The sequence below is a fragment of the Streptomyces sp. NBC_01381 genome, from assembly GCF_026340305.1.
Taxonomy (GTDB): domain Bacteria; phylum Actinomycetota; class Actinomycetes; order Streptomycetales; family Streptomycetaceae; genus Streptomyces.
This window is the reverse complement of the sequence record NZ_JAPEPI010000001.1, coordinates 2,683,970-2,707,489: the sequence shown is the minus strand read 5'-3', so window position 1 is coordinate 2,707,489 and position 23,520 is coordinate 2,683,970. Positions and strand designations below refer to the sequence as shown.

Genomic DNA, 23,520 nt, shown 5'->3' with positions numbered 1-23,520 from the left:
GTGGTGCGATGGGCCGCATGATGTCCTCCGACCGGATACTCGCCTTCGCGGCCATGTCCTTCCTGCTGATCGTGATTCCCGGCCCCAGCGTCCTGTTCGTGATCGGGCGGGCGCTGGCGCAGGGGCGCCGGGCCGCGCTGACCACGGTGGTGGGGAACACGATCGGCGCGTACGTACTCGTCGTGGCCGTGGCGCTCGGCGTCGGGTCCGTGGTGGAGCGCTCGGTCGTCGTCTTCACGGCGCTCAAGCTGCTCGGCGCCGCCTACCTGATCTATCTGGGAGTCAAGGCGGTGCGCCAACGCGCTTCGCTGCACGCCGCGTTCACCGGCGACGCGCCTGCGCACAGCGGCCTGCGTACGTTGTGGGAAGGGTTCGCGGTAGGCGTGGCCAACCCCAAGACCATCGTCTTCTTCGCGGCCGTGCTGCCGCAGTTCGTCGACCGGGAGCAGGGCCACGTCATGGCCCAGATGCTGCTGCTCGGCCTCGTCTTCAATGCCATCGCCGTGGCCTGCGACAGTGTGTGGGGCCTGGTCGCGGCCACCGCGCGGGGCTGGTTCGCGCACTCGCCGAAGCGGCTCTCGACGGTCGGCGGGATCGGCGGGCTCACCATGATCGGACTCGGCGTCAGCATCGCGGCGACGGGCCGCAAGGACTAAGGAAATGGCCCCCATGAACCACACCGAGCAGCACGGCATCGCGGGCTCCGCCTCCTGGACCGTCGCGCCCGAAGCAGTCGACTCCTCTGCCGCCCGTGCCCTGTGGCGCGCGTACTACACCGAGGTCAGCGACCGTTACTACCTGCTCCATCAGGGGCGTACGACCGATCCCGAAGAGCTGGAGCGTGAGGTCGCCGCGGAGACCGGGGACGATCTGCGGCCGCCGGACGGGGTGCTTCTCGTCGCCCGCCTCGGAGGCGAGCCCGCGGGCACGGCCGGGGTGCGGATGGTCGATGCGGGGGACGGGGTCGCCGAGCTCAAGCGGGTTTTCGTACGCGAGGGGCTGCGAGGGAAGGGTGGGTCGGGAGTGCTGCTCGGCGCCGCCGAGGACGCAGCCCGTGCGCTCGGGGCGCGGCGGATCGTCCTCGACACGCGGCTCGATCTGGTCGAGGCGCGGGCGCTGTACACGCGGCACGGGTACGCGGAGACCGAGCCGTTGGCCGAGCGGATGTACGCCGAGATCTGGTACGCCAAGGACCTTGCCCCGGTGGCCGGTTGAGGCCGGAGCGGGGTGCGGGCCCACCGCTCAGTCGGCCCACACCCCGCGCTGCAGTGGCCTGCCGTTGTGCGGCCGTTCGGTGTCCGAGCCGCACATCTCGGCGCCCAGTTCTTCGACGAGCTGGACGAGATCGGTGGGCCGGTCCGGACCCCACCAGTCGCCCAGCAACTCGGCCAGGGACTCCTCGCGGGCCTTGGAGAGTTTGGCGACCGCTTCACGCCCCGTGTCCGTCAGGGTCAGACCCATGCCCTCGCGCTTGGCGAGACGGCGCTCCTCGACCTGGCGGGACGCCGCGGTGATCACGGTCAGCGGCACCGTGCTGCGATCGGCGAGCGCGGCGGGCTCCACATGGCCGTGGCGGCTGATCCGCAGCAGCAGCCAGCTGGCGGCGGGCAGCAGGTCGTAGCCGGCGCGCTCGGTGATGGTCTCGTAGATCTTGCGGCGCCCCTCGCGCGTGCCGAGGACCGAGAGGGCCCGCGCCACTTCGTCGTACGAGGAACGCTCGACGGGGTTGCTGGCCAGGGTCTGTGTCGTGTCGGGTGCGGTGACCGAGCCGCGCAGCTTGTCCTCGTGCAGGAACCAGGCGAGGACGAAGGCGACCAGGGCGACCGGCGCCGCGTACAGGAAGACGTCCGTGATGGACGAGGAGTAGGCGTGCAGGACGTCGGGGCGCAGGCTCGCCGGGAGTTCGGAGATGCCGCGCGGGTCGGCGGTGAGCGAGTCGGCGCTGACGCCGGGCGGCAGTTCCTGGCCCGCGACGGCGTCGGAGAGCTTGCTGACGAGCCGGTTGGCGAAGATCGTGCCGAAGATGGCGACACCGAACGAGGCGCCGATGGAGCGGAAGAACGTCGCGCCGGACGTGGCGACGCCCAGGTCCCCGTACGGGACGGCGTTCTGCACGATGAGCACGAGGACCTGCATGACCAGGCCGAGTCCGAAGCCGAAGACGAAGAAGTAGGCGCTCATCTCGCCCGTGCTGCTGTTCTCGTTCAGCTGGTGGAGCAGGAGCAGGCCCAGGGCCGTGACGCCGGTGCCCGCGACCGGGAAGACCTTCCAGCGGCCCGTGCGGCTGACGATCTGGCCGGACGCGGTCGACGAGATCAGCAGGCCGACCACCATCGGCAGCATGTGCACGCCCGACATGGTCGGCGACACACCCTGGACGACCTGCAGGAACGTCGGCAGGTAGGTCATCGCGCCGAACATCGCGAAGCCGACGACGAAGCTGATGATCGCGGACAGGGTGAAGGTCCTGACCCGGAACAGCTTCATCGGAATGACCGGCTCGGCCGCCTTGCGCTCGACGGAGACGAAGGCCACGGCGAGCACGACGCCGAGCACCGCGAGGCCGATGATCTGCGGCGAGCCCCAGTCCCAGGTGGTGCCGCCGAGCGAGGCGACGAGGACGAGGCAGGTGGCGACGGAGGCGATGAGGAAGGTGCCCAGGTAGTCGATGGTGTGCTTCTGCGAGCGGACCGGGATGTGCAGGGTCGCGGCGATGACGAGGAGCGCGACGACACCGATGGGCAGGTTGATGTAGAAGACCCAGCGCCAGCTGAGATGCTCGGTGAACAGGCCGCCGAGCAGCGGGCCGAGGACGCTCGTCGCGCCGAACACGGCACCGAACAGGCCCTGGTACTTGCCGCGTTCACGCGGCGAGACGATGTCGCCGACGATCGCCATGGACAGGACCATCAGCCCGCCGCCGCCGATGCCCTGCAGTGCGCGGAAGCCGATGAGCTGCGGCATGTTCTGCGCCATGCCGCAGAGCGCCGAGCTGATCAGGAAGATCAGGATGGCCAGCATGAACAGCTTCTTGCGGCCGTACTGGTCCCCCAGCTTGCCCCAGAGCGGCGTCGCTGCCGTCGCGGCGAGGAGGTAGGCGGTGACGACCCAGGAGAGGTGCTCCATGCCGCCGAGTTCGCTGACGATGGTCGGCAGGGCGGTGGAGACGATGGTCTGGTCGAGGGCGGCGAGCAGCATGCCGAGCAGCAGCGCACCGATGGAGACCAGTACGCCGCCGTGCGCGTGCTCGTCCGGCGGTCCGGGGACGGGGTCGGGCCCCGCCGGGCGGGCGGTGACGTCCTGCGTCATGGACACCTCCTGAGGGTCCTTGACCTAGGGGCTCTCCGCTGGGTTCTCCTTGCGGGGCCTCCTTCTCCATCCTGGTGCGTGTGACCCGTTATGGCTCGTTGAAGCGGGGGTCTGCATAATCTCTGGAGTTCTCTAGGGGTGGGGTACGAAGAGTGGACAGCGCAGCAGCCGGCCGTGGCGGCCGGAGACAGACATGCCCGCAGTGCGGCACGGCGCGCGAGGCGGGCGGTGCGCCGGCGTGCGGCTGTGCGGAGCGGGCGGGGGACGCGGCACGCGAGGCCGGGTCGGCGGAGGCGGCAGCCGACTTCGATCCCTTGCGGATCCGTCCCTATGTGACGTTGCCGGAGCCCGCGGCGGGGGCGACGGAACCCATGCCCGTGGTGGCGCCGCCGGTCGGGGACGCGCCCCGGTCGGCGGATGTCGGTCTTTTCGCGTCCCGGGCGCCGGAGGGCGATCTGCCGCCGCCGGAGGTTTCGTACGGTCCTTACGACGAACCGGAGCCGCGTCGGGGCCGTACGGCCTGGTACGCCGGGGTGGGCGCGGCGGTGGCCGTGGTGACCGTCGCCGTCCTGGCCGCGGGGGTGTTCTCCTCCGACGACGAGCCGCGGCGGGACCGGGCGCTGCCGGACGCGCCGACGAGCGCGGTGGACGTGCCGTCCGGCTCCGTGGCGCCTTCGGGGTCCGCGTCGGCCTCGGCGTCCGCGTCCCGCAGCGCGGATCCCTCGCCATCGCGTACGTCGTCGGCGTCGGCCTCGACGTCCGCACCGTCCGCGACGCGGTCCACGGCACGGGCCACGGGCTCCGTGGAGCCGGAAGCGCCGGCCTCGGGCCAGGTGCTGCGGCGCGGCGACCGGGGCGCCGAGGTCGTGGACCTCCAGGAACGGCTTCAGCAGCTTTCTCTGTACGAGGGTGAGGCCCACGGCAATTTCAACGCGCCGGTGGCGTCGGCCCTGACCCGGTTCCAGGTGGCGCGGGGAACCGATGGGGCGGACGGCGAGGGCGTGTACGGCGCGGCCACGAGGGCTGCGCTGGAGGCGGAGACCACGCCTTAGCCCTCTGCCAGGTGCTTTGGCCCCCGCGGCCGGCGAAAGCTTCTCCCACCCACGCGATTACCCGGCAGCCACCGTCGCCCCCGTTGTGCTCACCCGAAGCTGAGCTCAAGCCCCCCGCCGGGCACGGCGGTGACCCGTACCTGCGTCAGATCGTCGACCTGCACCGTCGGTGCGAACTCCCCGGCCCGCGGGCCGACCCCCACGACCCGCATACCGGCCGCGCGCCCCGCCGCGATCCCCGCCCCCGAGTCCTCGAAGACGACGCAGTCCGCGGGGTCGAAGCCCAGCTCGGCGGCCCCCTTGAGGAACCCCTCGGGGTCCGGCTTGCTCGCGCCCACGTTCTCCGCGGTCACCCGCACAGCGGGAAGCGGCAGCCCGGCCGCGGCCATCCGCCCGGTGGACAGCGGGACGTCGGCGGACGTCACGAGGGCGTGCGGAAGACCGGCAAGCGACTCCAGGAAGGCGCCGGCGCCGGGCACCGGCACGACACCCTCCATGTCCGCCGTCTCCTCGGCCAGCATCACGCGGTTCTCCGCGTAGTTCTCCTCCACGGACCGCTCCGGCAGCAGCACCGCCATGGAGGCGTACCCCTGCCGCCCGTGGACGATCTTGATGACGTGCTCGAAGTCGAGCCCGTGCCGCTCGGCCCAGCGCCGCCAGCAGCGTTCGACCACTGCGTCGGAGTTGACGAGGGTCCCGTCCATGTCCAGGAGAAGGGCTCGGGCGGTCAGAACCGTGGCATTCGCAGCCGTCATCGACGTACTCCAGAGCGCAGAGAGAGATTCCGCAGAGGAAGAATCAAGGCGGCTCCGCCCGCCGGTCAGGGAATACGGGCGGAGCCACTTTGTTCCCACACGATACAAAACGAGGGCGCCGATCGCCAGCAGCCCAGGTCACACCCCCGACAGGACCCCCGCCGGGACCCCGGACCGGACCCTCGACGCAACCCCCGACGGCACCCCCGTCGGGCCCCCTCAGGCAATCGCCTCATACAGGCTCCACAGCCCGAGCCCCAGCATCAGCAGCGCCGCGATCTTGGTGATGAGCGACAGCGGCACCCGCTTCATCAGCGCCTTTCCGCCGACGATGCCGAGCCCGGCCACCGCCCACAGCGCGAGCACCGCGCCGAGGCCCACCGAGAGCGGGTCGTCGTAGCGGGCGGCCAGGTTCGCGGTCATGATCTGCGTCAGATCGCCGAACTCGGCGACCAGGATGAGCATGAAGCCCGCGCCGGAGACCTTCCAGAAGCTCTGATCCTTGGGCTCGCGGACCTCTCCCTCGTCCTCGCCGCCCTTCAGGAGCAGCATCGCCGCGCCGCCGAGGAAGAGCACACCGGTGAGCGCGTGCAGCAGCTGCTGGGGCAGGAGCGTCAGCACGCTGCCCGCCGCGACGGCGAGCACGACATGGACGACAAAGGCGGCGGCAACCCCGACGAAGACGTACGAGGCGCGGTAGCGCGTCCCGAGGACGAGCCCGGCCAGCGCTGTCTTGTCCGGGAGCTCGGCAAGGAAGACGACACCGAAGACGAGCGCCATCACGCTGATGCTGATCAAGATTCCTCAATCGGTCGGGGCCGCCCCGCCGAGAGCATTCGGTACTTCGCGTACGACACCTCGGCACGGCAGCGCACAACAGACGCACACGGATGTGTACGCCGGGCACTGCTTGCCGAAGGTCTCGCTGGCCGACCACGTCGATGACGGGGCCTGCCTCCGGGCGCCGGCTCAGACGAGCTGAGCAGTATGTCGACGGTCCGGCGAAGAGCTACTCCCCTTCTGCGTCATACATCGTACGTGACGTCCGACGGCCCCGGTCCAGGGCCTTTCGGCCCCCGGAATCTGTGATCCAGGTCATGAATACCGGGGCCGCACCGGCTCCCGCGCACGGTCCGCACCAACCCCCGCGCACGGTCCGCACCAACTCCCGTACACATGAACGCCCATGACATGGCGCCAGAACCCTTGAACTGACCACCTGATTGACGCGACCCTGTCACCTGATGCACATCCGCAGGAAACCCCACCGCGTCACCATGACCCCCCATAGGTCAACTTCCCCCCACATCAAGGGAGTTCGCATGTCCGCTGTCTACGCGCGTCGACGCCTCGCCACTCTCACCGCCGCCACCGCCCTCGCCGCCGGTGCGACGTTCCTCACCGGCAGCCCCGCCCAGGCCGCTCCTCCGGAACCGGTCTCCGCCGCCACCGCCCGCACCTATCTCGGCCAGCTCACCGAGCAGGCGGAGGGCTCGTCCGACGGCTACAGCCGCGAGAAGTTCCCGCACTGGAGCACCCAGTCCGGCGCCTGCAACACCCGCGAGGTCGTCCTGAAGCGGGACGGCACCAACGTCGAGCAGGACTCCAGCTGTGCGGCGACCTCGGGCACCTGGAAGTCCCCCTATGACGGCGGCACCTGGACCGCCGCGGCCGACGTCGACATCGACCACGTCGTGCCGCTCTCCGAGGCCTGGAAGTCCGGCGCGAGCGGCTGGACCACCGACCAGCGGGAAGGTTTCGCCAACGACCTGACCCGCCCGCAGCTGATCGCGGTCACCGACAACGTCAACCAGAGCAAGGGCGACCAGGACCCGGCCGAGTGGCTGCCGCCCACCGCCTCGTACCACTGCTACTACGCCCGCATGTGGGTGGACGTGAAGCACCACTACGACCTCACGGTGAACCCGGAGGAGAAGAGCGCCCTGTCCTCGATCCTCAACGGCTGCTGATCAGCGGCCGATCCTGATCCCCGGAACCTCCCCATGAGCCTCCGTCGTTCCGTACCGTACGGGGCGACGGAGGGGAGTGATCAACGTGGCACGGCTGCGCCTGGGTCCGCTGCTGAGGTATGTCGACGGTTCGACGGCGACGGTCTGGGTCGAGGCCGACCGTCCGTGCACCGCCGAAGTGCGGTGCGCGGACGGTGCGAAGGGGACGGCGCACACCTTTCAGATCGACGGCCACCACTACGCGATCGTCCCGGTCACCGGACTGCGGCCGGGCACGGAGACGGCGTACGAGGTGCGGCTCGGCGCCGCTGACGCTCCGGTGTGGCCGCTGCCGGACTCGCCGTTCCCGCCGAGCACCATCCGCACGCCGGGCGAGGGCGACGAGGAACCGCTGCGGGTCACCTTCGGTTCCTGCCGCTGGGCGGCCCCGCCCAGCGATGAGCACGACCCGGTGGGTCCCGACGCCCTGGACACCCTGGCCGCCCGGATCGCAGCCGACCCGGACGGCGAGCGCCCCGACGTCCTTCTGCTGCTCGGCGACCAGGTGTACGCGGACCAGACGTCCAAGGCGACCCGCCGCTATCTCGCCGCCCGCCGGAGCCTCGCCGATCCCCCGGGCGACCAGGTCGCGGACTATGAGGAGTACACCCACCTCTATTACGAGTCCTGGCTCGACCCCGAGGTGCGGTGGCTGCTCTCCACCGTGCCCAGCTGCATGATCTTCGACGACCACGACGTCATAGACGACTGGAACACCAGCGCCGCCTGGCTCGCCGAGATGCGCGCGACCCCCTGGTGGCGCGAGCGCGTCCTGAGCGGCCTGATGTCGTACTGGGTCCACCAGCACCTCGGCAATCTGCCGCCCGCGGAGCTCGAACGGAGCGAGCTGTACGCGGCGGTGCGTGCGACGCCCGACGGCACCGACACCCTGCGCGCCTTCGCCGCCGCGTCGGACGCCGACCCCACGGCGACCCGGTGGAGCTACCGCCGGGACTTCGGCCGCGTACGCCTGCTCATGGTCGACACCCGTGCGGCCCGCGTCCTGGACGAGCAGAACCGCGCGATGCTCGACCCGGACGAGGCGCGCTGGCTGCGCGAGCAGGCGCTTGAGGGCGGCTGCGACCACCTGCTGATCGGCACGTCGCTGCCCTGGCTGCTGCCCCATCTCATCCATGACGCGGAGGGCTGGAACGCCGCGCTGTGCCGTGGCGAACGGGGCGAGCGCTGGGCCCGTTTCGGCGAGAACCTGCGCAGGCGCTCGGACCTGGAGCACTGGGCGGCGTTCCCCGCGTCGTTCGACGGGCTGACGTCGCTGATCGCCGAGGCGGGCAGCGGCGCCGGCGCCCCGGCGACGGTGTGCGTCCTGTCCGGCGACGTCCATCACGCGTACATAGCGGAACCGACCTGGCCGGGCGGCGGCGGACCGGATGCGCGCGTCCTGCAGCTGACGTGCTCCCCCGTCCACAACTCCATCCCCGCGTCGATAAAGATGGGCTTCCACTTCGGCTGGAGCAAGGTCGGCCGGGCCCTCGGCCGCCGCTTCGTACGGCATGGCAGAACGGCGCGGGCGGCCATCAACTGGCGCAAAACGGGCGGCCCTTGGTTCGGGAACCAGCTCATGACGCTGACGCTGCGCGGCCGTTCGGCGAGCGTGCGCCTGGAGCAGGCGCGGACGGTGCGCGGGGCGGTGCGCCTGGAGCAGACGGAGGAGTCACGACTTTCCTAGGCAAAGGCGAACCCCGCCCCACGGGCCCCGCGTGACACGGCCCACACCCGGACTACGATCCTCCGCATCGGGGTTCGACTTCCCCGCTTCCGGCGGCATGATGAGGCGGACCATCCGCTTCCGGCGACCTCCGAGGAGGCGGACCATCCGCTTCCAGCTCCTCTACGTCCCGGAGTCACGCCTTTGTCCGCAGCACCCGCAGCGACCGCACCGGACCAGGACGTAGCTGTCGCCGTCGTCGGCGCGGGACCCCGCGGCACCAGCGTTCTGGAACGTCTCTGCGCGTCGGCCGCCGAACTTCTGCCGCCCTGTGCACGGCTGACGGTCCACGTCGTCGATCCGTCGCCGCCGGGCCCGGGGCGCGTCTGGCGGACCGCCCAGCCGTCCGAGCTGCTGATGAACACGGTCGCCTCGCAGGTCACCCTCTTCACCGACGAGAGCGTCGACTGCGCGGGCCCCGTCCTGCGCGGGCCGAGCCTGCACGAGTGGGCCGCCGCGGGGCACGCACCGGGGCTCGGCCCGGACGACTACCCCACCCGCGCCTGCTACGGCCGCTATCTGGAGTGGGTCTTCGCCGAGACCCTCCGCGGCGCTCCCGGCCGGGTCCGCGTCGAGGTGCACGCGGCGCGGGCCGTGCGGCTCGACGGGGACCCGGCCGGGAGCAGCGGCGGCGAGGACCCGGGTGACGGCGCCCAGTTGCTCGTACTCGAAGACGGGCGCAAGATCCGCGGGCTCGGAGCCGTCGTGCTCGCGCAGGGGCATCTGCCCACCGTCGACGGCCAGGACGGTCTCCTCCTCGCCGAACACGCCGCCCGGCACGGTCTTCGACACATCGCCCCCGCCAACCCCGCCGACGTCGACCTCTCGGCGATCGCCCCCGGTGAGCGCGTGCTGCTGCGCGGCCTCGGCTTGAACTTCTTCGACCACATGGCGCTGCTGACCCAGGGCCGCGGCGGACGCTTCATGACCGCGCCGTCGGGCGGGCTGCGCTACCGGCCGTCGGGGCACGAGCCGAAGCTGTACGCCGGTTCGCGGCGCGGCATCCCCTATCAGGCGCGCGGCGACAACGCGAAGGGCGCGTACGGGCGGCACGATCCCGCTGTCCTCACCCCGGACGTCATAGCCCGCTTCCGCAAGCGCGCGGACAGCGGCGGCGCCCCCGACTTCCTCGACGAGATATGGCCGTTGGTCGCGAAAGAGGTCGAGACGGTCTACTACGCGGCACTCGTCCGCCCCGCCGGGCGGTCCTCCGCCTTCCGTGCCGCGTTCCTCGACGTACCGCACCGCAGCCCTCAAGAGGCCCTGATCCTGGACGAGTTCGGGATCACCGAGGCCGCGCGCTGGTCCTGGGACCGCCTCGCGCGGCCGTGCGCCGACCGCGCCTTCCGCTCGCCGGACGACTTCCGCGGCTGGCTCCTGACGTATCTGCGCGAGGACACCGCGCAGGCCGCGCTCGGCAATGTCGCGAGCCCCCTGAAGTCCGCCCTCGACGTGCTGCGCGACCTGCGCAACGAACTGCGCCTGATCGTCGACCACGGCGGCATCGCGGGACCGTCCCGGCGCACCCACCTGGACCGCTGGTACACGCCGCTCAACGCCTTCCTTTCGATCGGACCGCCCCGGCGGCGCATCGAGGAGATGACGGCGCTGATCGAGGCGGGCGTCCTCGACGTGCTCGGTCCGCGCCTGGACGTGCGAGCCGGCGCGGACGGGACCTTTCACGCGCACTCGCCCGACGTTCCGGGATCCGATGTGCGCGTCACCACACTGATCGAGGCACGACTCCCGGAGCCGGACGTGCGCCGCACCGCGGACGAACTGCTCGGGCGGCTCGTGCGGACGGGGCAGTGCCGCCCCCATGTCGTCGACGGTTACGAAACCGGAGGTCTCGACGTAACACCCCGCCCGTACCGTCTGATCGACCGTCAAGGCCGGGCGCACACACGGCGGTTCGCGTTCGGCGTGCCCACGGAGGGCGTGCACTGGGTGACGGCGGCGGGGGCCAGGCCCGGTGTCGACTCGGTGACCCTGTCGGACGCGGACGCGGTGGCGCGGGCCGTGCTGCGGACGGCGGCGACGGCCCCGGCAGTGAAAGCGGTGGCGGAAGCGGAATCGCCCGAATGGCCAGATGTTGAACTTGCAAGCATCGATTAGGTTCCCCTAACCTTGGGCCTCCGCTCGGTTCACGTCCCCAAACCGAAGGAGTCCCCCACCATGACTGGACGTCTCAACAGCGCCCAGCCCTACGCACTCGGCCTGTTCCGCATAGTGGTCGGCCTGCTCTTCGCCTGCCACGGCGCCGCCTCACTCTTCGGCGTGCTCGGCGGCGCGATGGGCGGCGGCACGATCGACGCGGGCACCTGGCCCGGCTGGTACGCGGCCGTCATCCAGCTGGTCGGCGGCGGCCTGGTCGCCCTCGGCCTCGGCACCCGCGCCGCCGCGTTCATCTCGTCCGGATCGATGGCGTACGCGTACTTCAAGGTGCACCAGCCGGAGGCCCTGTGGCCGATGGAGAACGGCGGAGAGGCCTCGGCGATGTTCTGCTGGGCCCTGCTCCTGCTCGTCTTCACCGGTTCCGGCGCGCTCGGCATCGACCGCCTCTTCGCCGCGCGCGGCGAGGGCAAGGACGACACGGCGTCGGAGCGCACGCCGGTGGCCGCGTAACTCCCGCACGGCTCGACGGAGCCCCCTTCCCGGTACGCGTACCGGGAAGGGGGCTCCGTCGCGTCCGGCGGCGCCCTCAGGCGCGCGGGGCGAACGGCACCGTGAAGCACGCGAGACGGTCCCCCGCACCGCCCTGCTCGCGGTGCAGCACGACGGACCCGGCCCCGCCCGGCCGGAACTCCCATGCGTGACGGGCGCTCGCCCGGCCCGCGCCGTCGGGGCCCGTGGCGAAGTCCAGCCACACCTCGTTGCGCGGATTGACGTACGCCGGGTCCGTCGACGGCTGCACCGGGTCCTTGCGGTGCTGATAGTGGCTACCGGCCGCGGTCGGCTCGGTGCCGCACGGCTTCTGGTGCACATGGGCGCCGTACGCGTATCCCGGCTTCAGCCCCTTCACCCGGAGGGTGACCGTCATGCTGCCGCCCGGCTTCCCGTGCTGCTCGACCCCGATCCAGGAGGCCGCGGGCACCAGATCCATGTCGTACGTGATCGCGGGTGAGGGCACGAACGCCGAGGGCGGCGCGAACTGCCCGTCGACCCGCACCCGGTAGCAGTGCGCCGCTCCGTCACCCGCCACGCCACCGCCCGCGGCGAGCACCGCCGCCGCCACGGTCCCGGCGAGCATTCCTGCCACCATCGCCCAGCTCCTTCCGTACCCATGAGTTTCCGTACTCATCAGCCGATGTCACTCCATACGGGTCCTTCGTACGGGACTTCGGCGCCGTACGCCGCGTCGGGAGGGGCAGCCGGGTGAACGTGATGTAGCGAACATCTGAGCCCCCCGGGGATCTCCGGCGAAGGGCGCGGCGTACGCTGTACAGCTGTCACAAGCCGCCCCTGCCGCTCCCCCGCGACGTCGCGGCAGCCAAGTCGTCGACCGGGGAGTTACGGGGAATTTCGGTGCTGGAAAATCTGGGCGCACTGACCGGCAGCCCATGGATCTACGCGGTAGTTGCACTCTCCGTGCTCTTCGACATCGTCCTCCCCGTGCTGCCCAGTGGCGTCCTCGTCATCACGGCTGCCACCGCGGCGGCAGCGGCGGGAACGAGCGCGGCCGGAACGGGCGCGGGGCACGTCACGCACGAGGTCCCCGACATCCTGGCCCTCTTGCTCTGCGCGGCCACCGCCTCCGTCATCGGCGACCTCGCCGTTTACCGCCTCGCCTGGCGCGGCGGCGAGCGTCTGGACCGGGCCATCGCCCGCTCCCGCCGCCTCACCAGCGCGCAGGAACGACTCGGCACGGCCCTTTCACGGGGCGGCGGCGCCCTCGTGATCCTCGCGCGCTTCGCCCCCGCGGGCCGCTCGATCGTCTCGCTCGCGGCCGGCGCGGCCCATCGCAAGGTGCGCGAGTTCCTGCCCTGGTCGGCGCTCGCGGGCGTGGCCTGGGCCGGGTACAGCGTGGCGCTCGGCTACTTCGGCGGGCAGTGGCTCGGCGCGACGTGGCTGGCCACGGGCGTCTCCCTGGTCGCGCTGTTCGGCGCGGGCGCGGGAGCGGCGTTCCTGGTGCGGCGGCCGCGGGCTGCCGCGCACTAGGAGTGGGCCGCTGAGGCGGGGCTAGGCACTCGCCTTGCTCGCCCCGCGGATCTCGAGCCCTTCGAGCAGCTCGGCGGTGGCTTCGGCGACGGCGTCGACGGCGCGGTCGAACACCTCGCGGTTGTGCGCGGCCGGGGCGCGGAATCCGGAGACCTTGCGCACGTACTGAAGCGCGGCGGCCCGGATCTCCTCCTCGGTGGCGTCCTCGGGGATGGCGGGCGGACGGAGCGTCTTGATGCTGCGGCACATGCCTCCAGCTTGCCGCGTCCGGGGCGGTCGGGGCGAGGGCCCGGAAGATCGGCCCGGTTCGGCCCTGAAGTTCGGCCCCGAAGTTCCCCCGTTTCCCGTGTGGCATCGCTCGCCCCTGAAAATCGAACAGGAGTACCATTACGCCCGTGCCTGCAACCCCTGCGTACGACTTCCCGAGCGACCTCCTCGCCGGACAGGAGGAGCTGCACCAGGTCCGGGCCGAACTCCTGGCCCTGCTGAAGCGGCTCCCCTGGTCGGTCACGCCCCTGGACGGCTTCAGCGACGACCACGGCTGGCGCAAGGTGGAGCGCCCCGCGTCCCCGGGCTGGACCCCGGACGAACAGGCGGAGGTGGAGAAACTCCGCGAACGGGAGCGGGAGTTGGCGGTGTTTGTCACCTGTCATCGCTTCTGGGACGAGGTGACGGGACCGGACGCGGTGGCGGCCCGCGCACACCTCAAACACGTCCATGAGAAAGCCATTGACACGGAGTGACAGCGGGCGTTGACTCCCTCTACGCCGAGGAGGTGCTGCCATGAATCTGCTGCTGGTCGTCCTGCTCCTGGCCCTGATCGGCCTGGGTTTCAACCAACCGCTCCTGTGGCTGGCCGCAGCGGCACTCGTCTTCTTCATCTTCCAGCAGTACGACCGCGCGGGCTCCAAGAGCGGCAGCGGAAGCGGCTCCGGCTCCGGAGGGAGCTCGGGCGGCGGAGGCGTCGCTGGAGGGAACGCCGGAGGCGGAGGGGGCGGTGGCTACCCGAAGACGTACCGCGACTACCGCCTCCGCAAGGAACGCCAGGAGCGCTGGGACCGCAGGTACCGCAGGACGCATCCGGGCTCGGGCCGCTGACGCTGCCCACCAGTTCACCTATCAGGGTCTATCTCCGTGACACCGCGCTTACCTGCGAAAACGGCGGGGATTGAGGTCATGCACAACGCATCGACCACCCTCGGAGAGCCACCCGCATGCGCTTCAAAACCGCCGCCGTCACCGCCGCTTTCACGGCCCTGTTCACCACGTTCACGCCCTCGGCCGTCGCGGAACCACCCACGTCACGAGCCGCCACGCCCCCGGGCCAGGTCTGCTTCTGGACCAAGCCCGGCATGATGGGCCAGGGCTGGTGCTACGGCCCGCCCGGCTACGCGGAGGCCGAGAACGGCACGCAGCGCAACGCCTACTCTTTCGAGTCCCGCGCCAACGGCAGTGTCTACGCCATCAGTTACGGCCCGGGATCGGGCTGCGTCTACCGCGAGATCCGCACGGACGACTACGACGAGAACTGGACGGCCTGGGCCACCAAACTCGACGGCGTGAGCCACGAAATGCTGGGCTGCGAGCCGGGCTGACAGACCATGCGTACGAGGCACATCTGCCCCCTCTTCGTGCTCCTCTGCACCGCCCTGCTCGGCGGCTGCGCGACCACGCCCACCCGCCCGGCGATGCCACCCGAGGACGTCATCAAGGCGGCCCAACAACAACTGACGGACCGCTGCCTGAAACGCCAGGGCCTGACCCCGCCCCGCGCGGGCGAACGCCAGGCAGCGACGCCGGCCGATAAAAGGAACTCCCAACGCATTGCGGACGCCCTGTTCGGCGCAGGCCCAACGGAGCTCTCACTCACCCTCCCCACCGGCTATTCCGTACGCGCCCACACGGACGGCTGCCTGGCCGCGGCACAGCGCACGCTCTACGGCGACCAGCGGCGCTGGTTCCAGGTCTCGACGATCGCCAACAACCTCAAGCCGGAGGCGGCCCACCGCCACCGCAGTCTCGCCTGGGTCCGCGCCCGGCACCGTACGGAACTGTCCGACTGGCACAGCATGCGCGAACAGGCCCTGCGCCGCGCCACGACCCAGCTGTCCACCTGACACCACGGCGAAAAGCGACCGTCAGAACCTCAGCACCTCAGCACCGCAGAAGGAGAACCCCCACATGATCAGCAAGCCCACGGCCCTGCTCGCCGCCACGCTCCTGGCCATCGGCACGGCCGTGACCACGTCGGCCGCGGCCCAGGCGGCCTCGTGCCCGAGCGGCCAGTTCTGCGCCTGGACGGACGCCGACTTCGGCGGCCAGCGCACCAACTGGTCGGGCGACGACCACGACTGGGAGGACCCGATCCAGGACCAGGACTCCTCCTGGGCCAACCACGGAATCTCCGGCCCCGGCATCAAGGACCACGTCCAGGTCTACGAAAACCCGGGCCTGGTCGGCTTCGGCACGGTCTGCCTGTCCCCCGGCCAGGAAATCGCCGCCCCCAGCGGCTGGGCCAACGACAGCGGCGACTCCCACACTTGGACGATGGAGTGCTGACCAGAAACCCGAAGACCCCCAGCCATGATCGACTGGGGGTCTTCTTCCCGGTGGGCGCGGACGGTTTCGAACCGCCGACATCTGCCTTGTAAGGGCAGCGCTCTACCCCTGAGCTACGCGCCCGGAAGGTTTCGACAGCCTACCTTGCCGGTGGGGGTGCCTCCCAAACGCGTTCCGCGGCCGGTGTCCGCCCGCAGCGAAGGCGGCAAAGTCACGGGGTGCGACGCGAACTAACCGACCCGTGTGTTCGTCATTAACCGGTGGGAGAATGTGACACCGGGCAAGGCGGACGACAGCACGGGAGAGGGATAGTGACGGCGACACCATCGCAGCCGTACACGCCAGACACGTCTAGCAAGTCCTATACGTCCAGCAGGTCGAGCACGCCAAGTACGTCCAGCAGGTCGAGCACGCCGAGCACGCCGCACGCGCGTCGTCGCCGCGGGAGCGTGTGGCCGCAGCCGGACTCCCGACCGTCGTCTTCCTCTCGAAGCTCCCGCCGCGCCCTCCGTGACATCGTCGCTCTCGCCCTCCTGCCCCTCCCCCTTGTCGCCATCGCCCTCCCCGCCGCCTTCGCCGGCGGCGGCACCCGGCGGTGGTTCGGCGGGCGGGGCGAGAGCATGCGTGCCGATGCGCAGGCCGCCAAGGACGCGGCGGCCGCCGCGTTCTACGAGCTGGACACCGCCCAGCGCGATCTGCGGATCTCCATCGAGACCATCGTCGCCGTCGACTCGTCGCCCGCCGCACAGCGCGCCGTCTCGGACTTCGAGGCCATGGGGCGGCGGATCGACGAGGTCAGTCATCAGTACATCAGCGCCGTGGACGCGCACGATCTCGATCGGGATGATCTCGAGGCGTCCGTCGCGGCCCAGGCGCGCGCCGAGCTGACCCGCGCCAAGGACGATCTCGGCAGGGCCAAGCAGGACCTCGACCGGTTCCAGCAGGGGCTCGGGCCGCTGCTCGACAAGGCGGAGACCCAGCTCGCCCGGCTCGCCCCCGCCGTCGAGCGGGCCCGGCAGACCCTCCTCGCCGCCAGCAACGCGCTGGATGCCGTACGGGGCGCCGGGCTCAAGGCCGATGATCTCGCCGCTCGCCTCGCCGCCCTCGGGCCTGAGCTGACCAAGCTCAATCAGGGAGCCGGACAGCACGGCGTACCGGAGACGCTGCAGCGCGCCGACCGCGTGCTTCGGGACGCCGAAGCCGTGCGCGCCGAGGCCGAGCGGCTGCCCGAGCGGGCCGCCGAGATAGACCGGCGTCTGGTGTCGCTGCGTACGCGCGCGCAGGCCCTCACCACCCGCAGCGGGCAGGTCGACCCGATCCTGAGTGAGCTGCGGCGCCGCTTCACCGCCGCCTGCTGGCAGGACCTGCAGCGCGTTCCCGACCAGGCCGCGGAGAATGTGCGGCAGGCCGAGGCCAAGCTCAAGGAGGCCGGACAGGCGCGCGACGAGCAGCGCTGGCCGGACGCCACCTCCCTGCTCTCCACGGTCCGCGCCCTGCTGAACTCGACGGACGAGGCAGTCTCGGCCGCCGGTGACCGGCTGCGGCGGCTCAACGCGGTCGCGAAGGACCCCCAGCAGGAGATCGAGCGCACCCGCTTCGCGATCCGCGACGCCCAGCGCCTGGCCATGGCGGGCCGCCACACCCCGGAGCAGCGGCACGCCCGCCCGCTGGACGAGTCCGTGGCCCGTCTGGACCGCGCGGTGGCGTCCCTGGAGGGCCGCCACCCGGACTACTGGCATTTCCTGACCGAGACCGAGGCCGTGCGGCGGACCGTGGCCCGCGTGGTCACGCAGATCCGGGAGGAGCGGGGGCAGGGGGCGTAGCCGCCCCGGGGCGGCGGCAGCCGTGGTTGGCGGTCCGGCCGCCGAAGGCGGATCCTGGATGTACGCACGCGGCGATCCGCACGCAGTGCCACGTACGAAGCGGCCTCCCCGCACACCAAGGAGGCGGACATGGCCACGCATGTACTTCACCCGGGAACGAAGGGGACGAGGGGGACGAAGGGGCCCAGGCGGCATGTGACGCTCAACGAGCACCTGCCCGTCGACCACCGCCTCAGCACCGTCTACCGCGTCGGCGCGGGCCTGATGGGGCTCGTCCTGCTCGCCTTCGGCATCCTCGGCCTGATCGACAGGATCGGGTTCTTCGACACCCAGGGCGACACCGTCGCCACCCTGAACACGAACGGCGCGCTGAGCGTCCTGTCGATCTGTGTCGGGCTGCTCCTCTTCGTCGGCATGGTGATCGGCGGCAACTTCGCCTCGACGCTGAACATGAGCCTCGGCGTCCTGTTCGTCCTCAGCGGCTTCGTCAATCTCGCCCTGCTGGAGAGCGACTACAACTTCCTCGCCTTCGAGATCCAGAACGTGCTGTTCAGCTTTGTGGTCGGCGTCCTGCTGATGCTCTTCGGGATGTACGGCCGTGTCGGCTCGGCCCTGCCACACGACAACCCGTACTGGAAGTCGCGCCATCCAGAGGCGGAACGCCACGCCGAGCACGCGAATCCAAACCCGAAGCACTGACCGCACGGCACCCCTGAGCAGGGACGTCACCCCTCGGGCGGCCGCCTGAACCCCTGTGCGAGCCTGGGGCCATGTCCGACCTCACCTCAGCATTCAGTACCGCCCTGCGGGCCCGGCGCCTGGTCGCCATCGTGCGCGGCAGCGACGCGGAGGCCTCGTTCCGGACGGTCATGGCACTCGTCGAATCCGGTGTACCGCTCGTCGAGGTCTCCCTCAGCGGCGTCGACGCGCTCGGCGTGCTGCGCCGGGCCCGCGCCGAACTGGGCGACGAGGCCTGGCTCGGCGCGGGCACCGTGCTCACCGCGGACGACGCCCGGCGGGCCGCGGAGGCGGGCGCCAACCTCGTCGTGACGCCGGGGCTCGGCGCCGGTGTGGACGAGGCGGTGCGGCGCGAGCTGCCCGTCGCCGCCGGGGTCCTCACCCCGACCGACGTGATCGCGGCCGGCACGTCGGGCGCGACCGCCCTGAAGATCTTCCCCGCGTCGGCCATGGGCGGACCCGCGTATCTCAAGGCGCTGCGGGCTCCCTTCCCCGACGTGCCGTTCGTGCCGGTGGGCGGCGTGGACGCGGTGGCCGCCGCGGAGTATCTGGCGCTCGGCGCGGTCGCGGTGGGCGTCGGCTCGCCGCTCGTCGGGGACGCGGCGGACGGCGGTGACCTGGCCGCGCTGCGCAAGCGTGCCGCGGAGTTCGTGGCGGTCGCGGGGGTACGCCGATGAGCGCGGCCGGAAGCGGGAGCCGCCTCGGCGCCCTCGACGTACTCACGCTCGGCGAGACCATGGTCGCCCTGCGCGGCAGCGGCCCGCTGAAGCTGGGCGGTTCGATGGACCTCTCCATCGCGGGCGCCGAGTCGAACGTGGCCATCGGCCTCACCCGGCTCGGGCACACCGCGGCCTTGGCGGGCGCCGTCGGCGACGACGAGGCGGGCGAGCTGGTGCTCCGCACGCTGCGCGCCGAGGGCGTCGACGTGACCGGCGCGACGCGTGACGCGGGCGCGCCCACCGGGCTCATCCTCTTCGAACCGCGGCTGCCCGAAGTGACCCGCGTGCACTACTACCGTGCGGGCTCCGCCGGTTCACGCATCGCGCCGGACGCGGTCGAGCGGGCCTTCGCGGGCGGCCCCGCGCCGCGCGTACTGCATCTGACCGGCATCACCCCGGCCCTCGGCCCGTCCGCCGCCGACGCCTGCCGACGCGCCCTCGAACTGGCCCGGGAGCACGGCACGACGGTCTGCGTCGACGTCAACTTCCGCTCCAGGCTGTGGAGTTCGCAGGAGGCCGCAGCGGTGCTTCGCTCATGGATCGCGTACGTCGATGTCCTCATCGCATCGGACGACGAACTGCCGCTGTGCGTACCGGAAGGCACCGCCGCGTCCGCGCAGGCCAAGCTGCTGCTCGACGGCGGGATCCGCGAAGTCGTGGTCAAGCTCGGCGCCGACGGGGCGACCGCACACACGTCCGGGGGTGAGCTGCACGTGCCCGCACGTCCGGTGCGGGCGGTGGACGCGGTGGGCGCGGGCGACGCGTTCGTGTCCGGGTACCTGTCGGCGCTGCTCGACGGCGAGGACGTCGCGGGGCGCCTGGACCGGGCGGTCACGACGGGCGCGTTCGCGGTGGCGTCGCACGGGGACTGGGAGGGCGCGCCGACCAGGGCGGAGCTGGGGTTGCTGGGGGCGGGGCCTGGGACCGTGATGCGCTAAGCGGCTTCGGCGGAGTCCGGTGCGGTTCGGTGCGCCCCGAAGGGGCGCGGGGCTGTGACATGTGCGGCTCTGCCGCGTGGGCGCGACCAGCCACAACACAGCCGCAGACGAGGCTAACCTGTGCCCATGCCCCGCTACGAATACCGCTGCCGTTCCTGCGGCGACTCCTTTGAACTGAGCCGCCCGATGGCCGAGTCCTCGGCCCCCGCCGTCTGCCCCGCCGGGCACGACGACACCGTCAAGCTGCTCTCGGCGGTGGCCGTCGGCGGGACGAGCGCCGCGCCCGGCCCGAGCGCCGGCGGCGGAGGCGGAGGCGGAGGCGGCTGCTGCGGCGGGGGCTGCTGCGGCTGAAGTCGCAACAGCCGCAGCCTCACCTCGATGCCGTGAGGAACCCCCGCAGCCCTACCTCGACGCCGCGAGGAACCCCCGCAGGATCTCCTCCCCCGCCGCGACCCCGCGCTCCGGCAGCACCGTGAGGCCCGGTGCCGTCCACCCCGTGTCGGCCAGTTCCCCGTGGCCCGGACGCCACGAGCGGTCGGCGGCCAGGAGCAGATCGGCGTCGAGGAGCGAGTCCCCGGCCGCGAGGATCTCGTCGGCGCCGATCCGCCGTGCCACCTCGCGCACCGCCGCGCTCTTGGTGAGCGGCTTCGGCACGGCGTAGATCTTGCGGCCCTGCAGCGAGACGGTCCAGCCGCGGCTGTCCGCCCACTCGGCGAGCTCCTTGACCCAGCCCTCGGGCAGCAGGGAACGCTCGACGACCAGATACGCGAAGAGGTCCTCGGCCACCCGCTCCTTCAGGAGCCAGGCGGGGTCGGCGGTGCGCACCATGTGCGCGCGGACCTCGTCGAGCGAGGCGCACTCGGCGGCGATGCGACGGTCGACGTCCACACGCCACTCGGGGTCGGACACCCCGTCGACCAGGAGATGCCCGCCGTTGGCGCAGATCGCGAACTTCGGTGCGGGGCCCGGCAGATGGATGCGGCCGTACTGCTCGCGCGTACGCGTGGTCGTCGGCACGAAGACCGTGCCACGGCCGACCTCGTCGAGCAGCCCGGCGGCGGTCTCGGTGACGTACGAAAGCGGCTTGCTCTCGTAGACCTCGACGCAGAGCAGGCGCGGCGCGTCGGCGTCGGGCATGGTCAGGCCGAGCGCGGCGGCGGAGTAGATGAGGGTGCGGTCCAGGTCGCTGGCGACGAGTACCGTCCGGGGAGTGCGGGGAGTGCTCACTTGGCCGCCACCGCCTTGCCGTCCGTGCCGGTGGCTCCGCGCGTGAACTGAGGGTGGATCAGTCCGACGCAGGTGTAGGGGAGTTCGTCCACTTCCTCGACCGGTACGCCGCGCTGTTCGGCGAGGAGTCGTACGTGATCGAGGTCGGCCCCGGCGCCGGCCCGCGCCAGGATCTTCCAGGGCACGCGGCGCAGCAGCACGCGCGTCGTCTCGCCGACACCCGGCTTCACCAGGTTCACGTCGTGGATGCCGTACTCCTCACTGATCCGCTCGACGGCCGCCCAGCCCTCCCAGGTCGGCGCCCTGTCCGCCGAGAGCACATCCTTGACCTGCGCGTCGACGGCGTCGGCCACCTCACCGAAGCGGTCCACGACGGCGTCGATGAAGTCGAGGGAGACGTCGGTGCCGGCGAGCTCGCGGTAGAACTTGCCGCCGTGGAAGTCGTCCGGGCCGACCAGGTCGGCGCGGAGCACGGTGCGCGATATCAGGCCGGACACCGTCGAGTTGAGGCAGGCCGAGGGGATGAGGAAGTCCTCGCGGGTGCCGTAGGTGCGCACGCACGAGCCGGGGTCGGCGAGCACGGCGATCTCCGGGTTGAACCCGGTGGACCCACCCGACTCCTCGAACTCCCGTACGGCGTCGGCCAGTTCGCGAGTGATGGCGCCCTTGCCCGTCCATCCGTCGACGAAGACGACGTCGGCCGGGTCGTGGTGGGCGGCGAGCCAGCGCAGCGCGTTGGCGTCGATGCCGCGCCCGCGCACGATCGACACGGCGTAGTGCGGCAGGTCGAGACCGTGCCGGTGCTGCGCCCAGCGGCGCATCAGTACGCCGACGGGCGTGCCCGCGCGGGCAAGGGAGACGAGCACCGGGCGGGGCGAACGCTCGGCGAGCACGGTCTCGGTGACGGTACCGACGGCCTGTGCGATCCGTGCGGCGGAGGTGTCGAGCGCGGCCCGGAACAGCTCCTGGTACTGCGGGCTCGGCTGGTACTCGACCGGCAGCGACTCGGCGTAGTGCGCGCCACCGCTCTGTATCGCCTCCTCGCGCTCCTCGGTGGGCGCTTCCAGCGTCACGTCCGAGAGGTCCTGCAGCAGCCAGCCGACGTCTTCGGGCGCGTACGAGGAGAAGTCGGGGCCGCGGAGGGGCTCGGGCAGCATGGGGGGCCTTTCGGGGACGTACTCAGGAACGTACTCAGGGGCGCGCTCGGGAACGTACGACGGCACGACGGCGAGCAGGACCCGCGGGGTGTGCGCGGCGAGCTGCGCCAACAGGCCGTCGGGGGCGTGCAGTTGGGGCCCGTCGCCCACGGAGTCGACCACGGCGACGATCGCGTCGAAGCCGCCGCCCGCGACGTTGTACGCGTACCGCTCACCGGGCCCGTCGGCGGGCTCGTCGTGCGCGGGGAAGACGAGGCGGCTGCGGATGGCGTAGCCGGGGTCGTCGACGGCGAGGACGGGCGAGCGGGTGGTGGTGGAGTACCGGACCTCGGCGCCGCTGCCGCCCAGCCACTCCTCCAGCGCCTCCCCGAGGGCCAGCGGCGCATACATCAGCTCTTCGAAGCCGAGGACGAGGACGCGGGCAGGGACGGGTGCGGAATCCGGGGCCAGCGCCTGGGCGAGGCGTTCCGCCATCCCCGGCAGCGCCGCGTCGAGCACCGCCCGGTGCTCGGGAGTGAACCCGTGGCGGCCGCCGTCCGGGACACCGGCGGGCCAGTCGAGCTCGACCCGGGTGACGGTGCCCCGCTCCCGGCGCGGCGCGGGAAGCGGCGCCGCAGCCTCGTGCTCCGCGACCAGCGCCTGCCCCTTCTCCAGGACGCCGTCCGGCAGCCGCACGGTGCCGGACGCCATCGCGATCAGGTCGACCCGCGCGCCGATCTCCTCGGCGAAACCGGCCAGGCGGCCCTGGTCCTCGGGAGAGCGCATGTCGACGAGCGCCACGATGACGTACCGGTCGCGCGGATAGCGCTCGTGCAGCGCGCGAATGGTGTTGAGGACCGTGTTGCCGGTGGAGAACTCGTCGTCCACCAGGAGCAACGGCCCGTCCCCGGCGAGGAGTTCGGGGTCGGCCGGGAGCAGCAGGTGCGAGGTCGCGTGCGAGTGGGACTCCTCGAAGCCGCCCGCCTGGCGCACCCCGTCGACCGGGCGGCGCGTGGAGTGCAGATAGGGCGCGAGGCCGATGCCGTCCGCGACGCTGTGACCGAGGCCCGTCGCCGTCTCCGCGTAGCCGAGGACGACCGCACGCCGCGCCTCCGCGTCGCCGAGCAGGGCGCGCGCCCTGACACCCAGGTCGTGCCCGGCCGCGTACACGACGGATGGCCGCTGGGGCACATGCTTGCCGAGGACGTTCGACACCAGCAGGTGCGCGCGCTTGGGGTTGCGGCGCAGGGCGAGCCCGAGCAGCTCGCCCAGGCTCGCGTCACCGACGAGCTCCACACCGAGCCGCTCGGCGACCCAGGTCCCGGACCACACCATTTCGTCGTTCACAGTCCTTACGTTCCTCAACACGTT

Annotated in this window: 26 protein-coding genes and 1 tRNA gene; 18 read left to right on the top strand and 9 right to left on the bottom strand. The window is 71.7% G+C overall.

Going from position 1 to position 23,520, the window contains the following annotated elements:
- The first annotated feature begins 17 nt into the window (after positions 1-17).
- A complete protein-coding gene (locus OG453_RS12795; RefSeq protein ID WP_266867491.1) occupies positions 18-656 on the top strand; it encodes a LysE family translocator in 639 nt (212 codons plus the stop codon).
- Positions 657-669: 13 nt separating this feature from the next.
- Positions 670-1,215, top strand: coding sequence for a GNAT family N-acetyltransferase (locus OG453_RS12790; protein ID WP_266867489.1), 546 nt, complete (start codon positions 670-672; stop codon positions 1,213-1,215).
- A 27-nt stretch (positions 1,216-1,242) separates the two neighbouring features.
- Here the strand turns inward: OG453_RS12790 and OG453_RS12785 are convergent, their stop codons facing one another.
- Positions 1,243-3,198: an MFS transporter gene (locus OG453_RS12785; protein WP_323178651.1), complete on the bottom strand. Its 1,956-nt coding sequence runs from the start codon at positions 3,196-3,198 to the stop codon at positions 1,243-1,245.
- Between the two features lie 263 nt (positions 3,199-3,461).
- On the opposite strand from OG453_RS12785, the gene OG453_RS12780 reads away from it, so the two are divergent.
- Positions 3,462-4,361, top strand: a complete 900-nt coding sequence (locus OG453_RS12780) for a peptidoglycan-binding protein (RefSeq protein ID WP_266867487.1) — start codon at positions 3,462-3,464, stop codon at positions 4,359-4,361.
- An 89-nt stretch (positions 4,362-4,450) separates the two neighbouring features.
- Here the strand turns inward: OG453_RS12780 and OG453_RS12775 are convergent, their stop codons facing one another.
- Both OG453_RS12775 and OG453_RS12770 read right to left on the bottom strand, forming a co-directional pair.
- On the bottom strand, positions 4,451-5,116 hold the full coding sequence (locus OG453_RS12775) for an HAD-IA family hydrolase (RefSeq protein WP_266867486.1): 666 nt from the start codon (positions 5,114-5,116) through the stop codon (positions 4,451-4,453).
- A gap of 219 nt (positions 5,117-5,335) precedes the next feature.
- Positions 5,336-5,914 (bottom strand): TMEM165/GDT1 family protein, encoded by a 579-nt coding sequence (locus OG453_RS12770; protein ID WP_266867485.1) that lies wholly within the window; start codon positions 5,912-5,914, stop codon positions 5,336-5,338.
- A gap of 524 nt (positions 5,915-6,438) precedes the next feature.
- Here OG453_RS12770 and OG453_RS12765 point away from each other — a divergent pair.
- From OG453_RS12765 to OG453_RS12750, 4 genes are all read left to right on the top strand, one after another.
- Entirely contained in the window at positions 6,439-7,086 is a 648-nt protein-coding gene (locus OG453_RS12765) for an HNH endonuclease family protein (protein WP_266867483.1), read from the top strand.
- A gap of 85 nt (positions 7,087-7,171) precedes the next feature.
- Positions 7,172-8,812, top strand: coding sequence for an alkaline phosphatase D family protein (locus tag OG453_RS12760; protein WP_266867481.1), 1,641 nt, complete (start codon positions 7,172-7,174; stop codon positions 8,810-8,812).
- Positions 8,813-8,995: 183 nt separating this feature from the next.
- Positions 8,996-10,966 carry an FAD/NAD(P)-binding domain-containing protein gene (locus OG453_RS12755; RefSeq protein ID WP_266867480.1) on the top strand — a complete coding sequence of 657 codons (1,971 nt, stop codon included), beginning with the start codon at positions 8,996-8,998 and terminating at the stop codon, positions 10,964-10,966.
- Positions 10,967-11,026: 60 nt separating this feature from the next.
- Positions 11,027-11,476, top strand: coding sequence for a DoxX family protein (locus OG453_RS12750; RefSeq protein WP_266867478.1), 450 nt, complete (start codon positions 11,027-11,029; stop codon positions 11,474-11,476).
- A 76-nt stretch (positions 11,477-11,552) separates the two neighbouring features.
- Here the strand turns inward: OG453_RS12750 and OG453_RS12745 are convergent, their stop codons facing one another.
- The gene (locus OG453_RS12745) at positions 11,553-12,113 is read right to left on the bottom strand and encodes a superoxide dismutase family protein (RefSeq protein WP_266867476.1); all 561 of its coding nucleotides are present in this window, start codon (positions 12,111-12,113) and stop codon (positions 11,553-11,555) included.
- 263 nt (positions 12,114-12,376) lie between these two features.
- Here OG453_RS12745 and OG453_RS12740 point away from each other — a divergent pair, with 263 nt between their 5' ends.
- Positions 12,377-13,009 (top strand): DedA family protein, encoded by a 633-nt coding sequence (locus OG453_RS12740; RefSeq protein WP_266867474.1) that lies wholly within the window; start codon positions 12,377-12,379, stop codon positions 13,007-13,009.
- Between the two features lie 21 nt (positions 13,010-13,030).
- Here the strand turns inward: OG453_RS12740 and OG453_RS12735 are convergent, their stop codons facing one another.
- Positions 13,031-13,258, bottom strand: coding sequence for a DUF2277 domain-containing protein (locus tag OG453_RS12735; RefSeq protein WP_266867472.1), 228 nt, complete (start codon positions 13,256-13,258; stop codon positions 13,031-13,033).
- 137 nt (positions 13,259-13,395) lie between these two features.
- On the opposite strand from OG453_RS12735, the gene OG453_RS12730 reads away from it, so the two are divergent.
- The 5 genes from OG453_RS12730 to OG453_RS12710 all read left to right on the top strand — a co-directional run bounded on the left by OG453_RS12730 (position 13,396) and on the right by OG453_RS12710 (position 15,568).
- Positions 13,396-13,752: a hypothetical protein gene (locus OG453_RS12730; protein WP_266869835.1), complete on the top strand. Its 357-nt coding sequence runs from the start codon at positions 13,396-13,398 to the stop codon at positions 13,750-13,752.
- 40 nt (positions 13,753-13,792) lie between these two features.
- Entirely contained in the window at positions 13,793-14,107 is a 315-nt protein-coding gene (locus tag OG453_RS12725) for a hypothetical protein (protein WP_266867470.1), read from the top strand.
- A gap of 116 nt (positions 14,108-14,223) precedes the next feature.
- Positions 14,224-14,604, top strand: a complete 381-nt coding sequence (locus tag OG453_RS12720) for a hypothetical protein (RefSeq protein ID WP_266867468.1) — start codon at positions 14,224-14,226, stop codon at positions 14,602-14,604.
- A gap of 6 nt (positions 14,605-14,610) precedes the next feature.
- The gene (locus OG453_RS12715; protein ID WP_266867466.1) at positions 14,611-15,126 is read left to right on the top strand and encodes a hypothetical protein; all 516 of its coding nucleotides are present in this window, start codon (positions 14,611-14,613) and stop codon (positions 15,124-15,126) included.
- A 64-nt stretch (positions 15,127-15,190) separates the two neighbouring features.
- Positions 15,191-15,568, top strand: coding sequence for a peptidase inhibitor family I36 protein (locus tag OG453_RS12710; RefSeq protein ID WP_266867464.1), 378 nt, complete (start codon positions 15,191-15,193; stop codon positions 15,566-15,568).
- 51 nt (positions 15,569-15,619) lie between these two features.
- Here the strand turns inward: OG453_RS12710 and OG453_RS12705 are convergent.
- Together OG453_RS12705 and OG453_RS12700 are read right to left on the bottom strand one after the other, a co-directional pair.
- A tRNA-Val gene (locus tag OG453_RS12705) sits at positions 15,620-15,691 on the bottom strand.
- A 238-nt stretch (positions 15,692-15,929) separates the two neighbouring features.
- Positions 15,930-16,085 carry a hypothetical protein gene (locus OG453_RS12700; protein ID WP_266869967.1) on the bottom strand — a complete coding sequence of 52 codons (156 nt, stop codon included), beginning with the start codon at positions 16,083-16,085 and terminating at the stop codon, positions 15,930-15,932.
- Here OG453_RS12700 and OG453_RS12695 point away from each other — a divergent pair.
- The 5 genes from OG453_RS12695 to OG453_RS12675 all read left to right on the top strand — a co-directional run bounded on the left by OG453_RS12695 (position 16,084) and on the right by OG453_RS12675 (position 20,137).
- Complete coding sequence (locus OG453_RS12695; RefSeq protein ID WP_266869834.1) at positions 16,084-17,391, top strand: hypothetical protein; 1,308 nt, start codon at positions 16,084-16,086, stop codon at positions 17,389-17,391. The two genes, OG453_RS12700 and OG453_RS12695, sit on opposite strands and share 2 nt — an antisense overlap.
- Positions 17,392-17,520: 129 nt before the next feature.
- Positions 17,521-18,090 carry a DUF4383 domain-containing protein gene (locus OG453_RS12690; protein ID WP_266867462.1) on the top strand — a complete coding sequence of 190 codons (570 nt, stop codon included), beginning with the start codon at positions 17,521-17,523 and terminating at the stop codon, positions 18,088-18,090.
- A gap of 71 nt (positions 18,091-18,161) precedes the next feature.
- A complete protein-coding gene (locus tag OG453_RS12685; protein WP_266867460.1) occupies positions 18,162-18,806 on the top strand; it encodes a bifunctional 4-hydroxy-2-oxoglutarate aldolase/2-dehydro-3-deoxy-phosphogluconate aldolase in 645 nt (214 codons plus the stop codon).
- Positions 18,803-19,786 carry a sugar kinase gene (locus OG453_RS12680; protein WP_266867459.1) on the top strand — a complete coding sequence of 328 codons (984 nt, stop codon included), beginning with the start codon at positions 18,803-18,805 and terminating at the stop codon, positions 19,784-19,786. The genes OG453_RS12685 and OG453_RS12680 overlap by 4 nt, the downstream gene beginning before the upstream one ends.
- Before the next feature lie 126 nt (positions 19,787-19,912).
- On the top strand, positions 19,913-20,137 hold the full coding sequence (locus OG453_RS12675; protein WP_266867458.1) for a zinc ribbon domain-containing protein: 225 nt from the start codon (positions 19,913-19,915) through the stop codon (positions 20,135-20,137).
- A gap of 51 nt (positions 20,138-20,188) precedes the next feature.
- On the opposite strand, the gene OG453_RS12670 is transcribed toward OG453_RS12675, so the two are convergent.
- Both OG453_RS12670 and OG453_RS12665 read right to left on the bottom strand, forming a co-directional pair.
- A complete protein-coding gene (locus OG453_RS12670) occupies positions 20,189-21,013 on the bottom strand; it encodes an HAD family hydrolase (RefSeq protein WP_266867456.1) in 825 nt (274 codons plus the stop codon).
- Positions 21,010-23,484 carry a phosphoribosyltransferase gene (locus OG453_RS12665; RefSeq protein WP_266869833.1) on the bottom strand — a complete coding sequence of 825 codons (2,475 nt, stop codon included), beginning with the start codon at positions 23,482-23,484 and terminating at the stop codon, positions 21,010-21,012. Before OG453_RS12665 ends, OG453_RS12670 begins: the two co-directional genes overlap by 4 nt.
- Positions 23,485-23,520: the final 36 nt, after the last annotated feature.

Excerpts from the sequence above, each read along its gene's own strand:
- OG453_RS12795 (WP_266867491.1), top strand. The coding sequence starts at position 18 with ATGATGTCCTCCGACCGGATACTCGCCTTCGCGGCCATGTCCTTCCTG.
- OG453_RS12790 (WP_266867489.1), top strand. The coding sequence starts at position 670 with ATGAACCACACCGAGCAGCACGGCATCGCGGGCTCCGCCTCCTGGACC.
- OG453_RS12785 (WP_323178651.1), bottom strand. The coding sequence starts at position 3,198 with ATGCTGCTCGCCGCCCTCGACCAGACCATCGTCTCCACCGCCCTGCCG.
- OG453_RS12775 (WP_266867486.1), bottom strand. The coding sequence starts at position 5,116 with ATGACGGCTGCGAATGCCACGGTTCTGACCGCCCGAGCCCTTCTCCTG.
- OG453_RS12765 (WP_266867483.1), top strand. The coding sequence starts at position 6,439 with ATGTCCGCTGTCTACGCGCGTCGACGCCTCGCCACTCTCACCGCCGCC.
- OG453_RS12750 (WP_266867478.1), top strand. The coding sequence starts at position 11,027 with ATGACTGGACGTCTCAACAGCGCCCAGCCCTACGCACTCGGCCTGTTC.
- OG453_RS12745 (WP_266867476.1), bottom strand. The coding sequence starts at position 12,113 with ATGGTGGCAGGAATGCTCGCCGGGACCGTGGCGGCGGCGGTGCTCGCC.
- OG453_RS12735 (WP_266867472.1), bottom strand. The coding sequence starts at position 13,258 with ATGTGCCGCAGCATCAAGACGCTCCGTCCGCCCGCCATCCCCGAGGAC.
- OG453_RS12725 (WP_266867470.1), top strand. The coding sequence starts at position 13,793 with ATGAATCTGCTGCTGGTCGTCCTGCTCCTGGCCCTGATCGGCCTGGGT.
- OG453_RS12720 (WP_266867468.1), top strand. The coding sequence starts at position 14,224 with ATGCGCTTCAAAACCGCCGCCGTCACCGCCGCTTTCACGGCCCTGTTC.
- OG453_RS12715 (WP_266867466.1), top strand. The coding sequence starts at position 14,611 with ATGCGTACGAGGCACATCTGCCCCCTCTTCGTGCTCCTCTGCACCGCC.
- OG453_RS12710 (WP_266867464.1), top strand. The coding sequence starts at position 15,191 with ATGATCAGCAAGCCCACGGCCCTGCTCGCCGCCACGCTCCTGGCCATC.
- OG453_RS12700 (WP_266869967.1), bottom strand. The coding sequence starts at position 16,085 with ATGTCACGGAGGGCGCGGCGGGAGCTTCGAGAGGAAGACGACGGTCGG.
- OG453_RS12690 (WP_266867462.1), top strand. The coding sequence starts at position 17,521 with ATGGCCACGCATGTACTTCACCCGGGAACGAAGGGGACGAGGGGGACG.
- OG453_RS12685 (WP_266867460.1), top strand. The coding sequence starts at position 18,162 with ATGTCCGACCTCACCTCAGCATTCAGTACCGCCCTGCGGGCCCGGCGC.
- OG453_RS12680 (WP_266867459.1), top strand. The coding sequence starts at position 18,803 with ATGAGCGCGGCCGGAAGCGGGAGCCGCCTCGGCGCCCTCGACGTACTC.
- OG453_RS12675 (WP_266867458.1), top strand. The coding sequence starts at position 19,913 with ATGCCCCGCTACGAATACCGCTGCCGTTCCTGCGGCGACTCCTTTGAA.
- OG453_RS12665 (WP_266869833.1), bottom strand. The coding sequence starts at position 23,484 with ATGGTGTGGTCCGGGACCTGGGTCGCCGAGCGGCTCGGTGTGGAGCTC.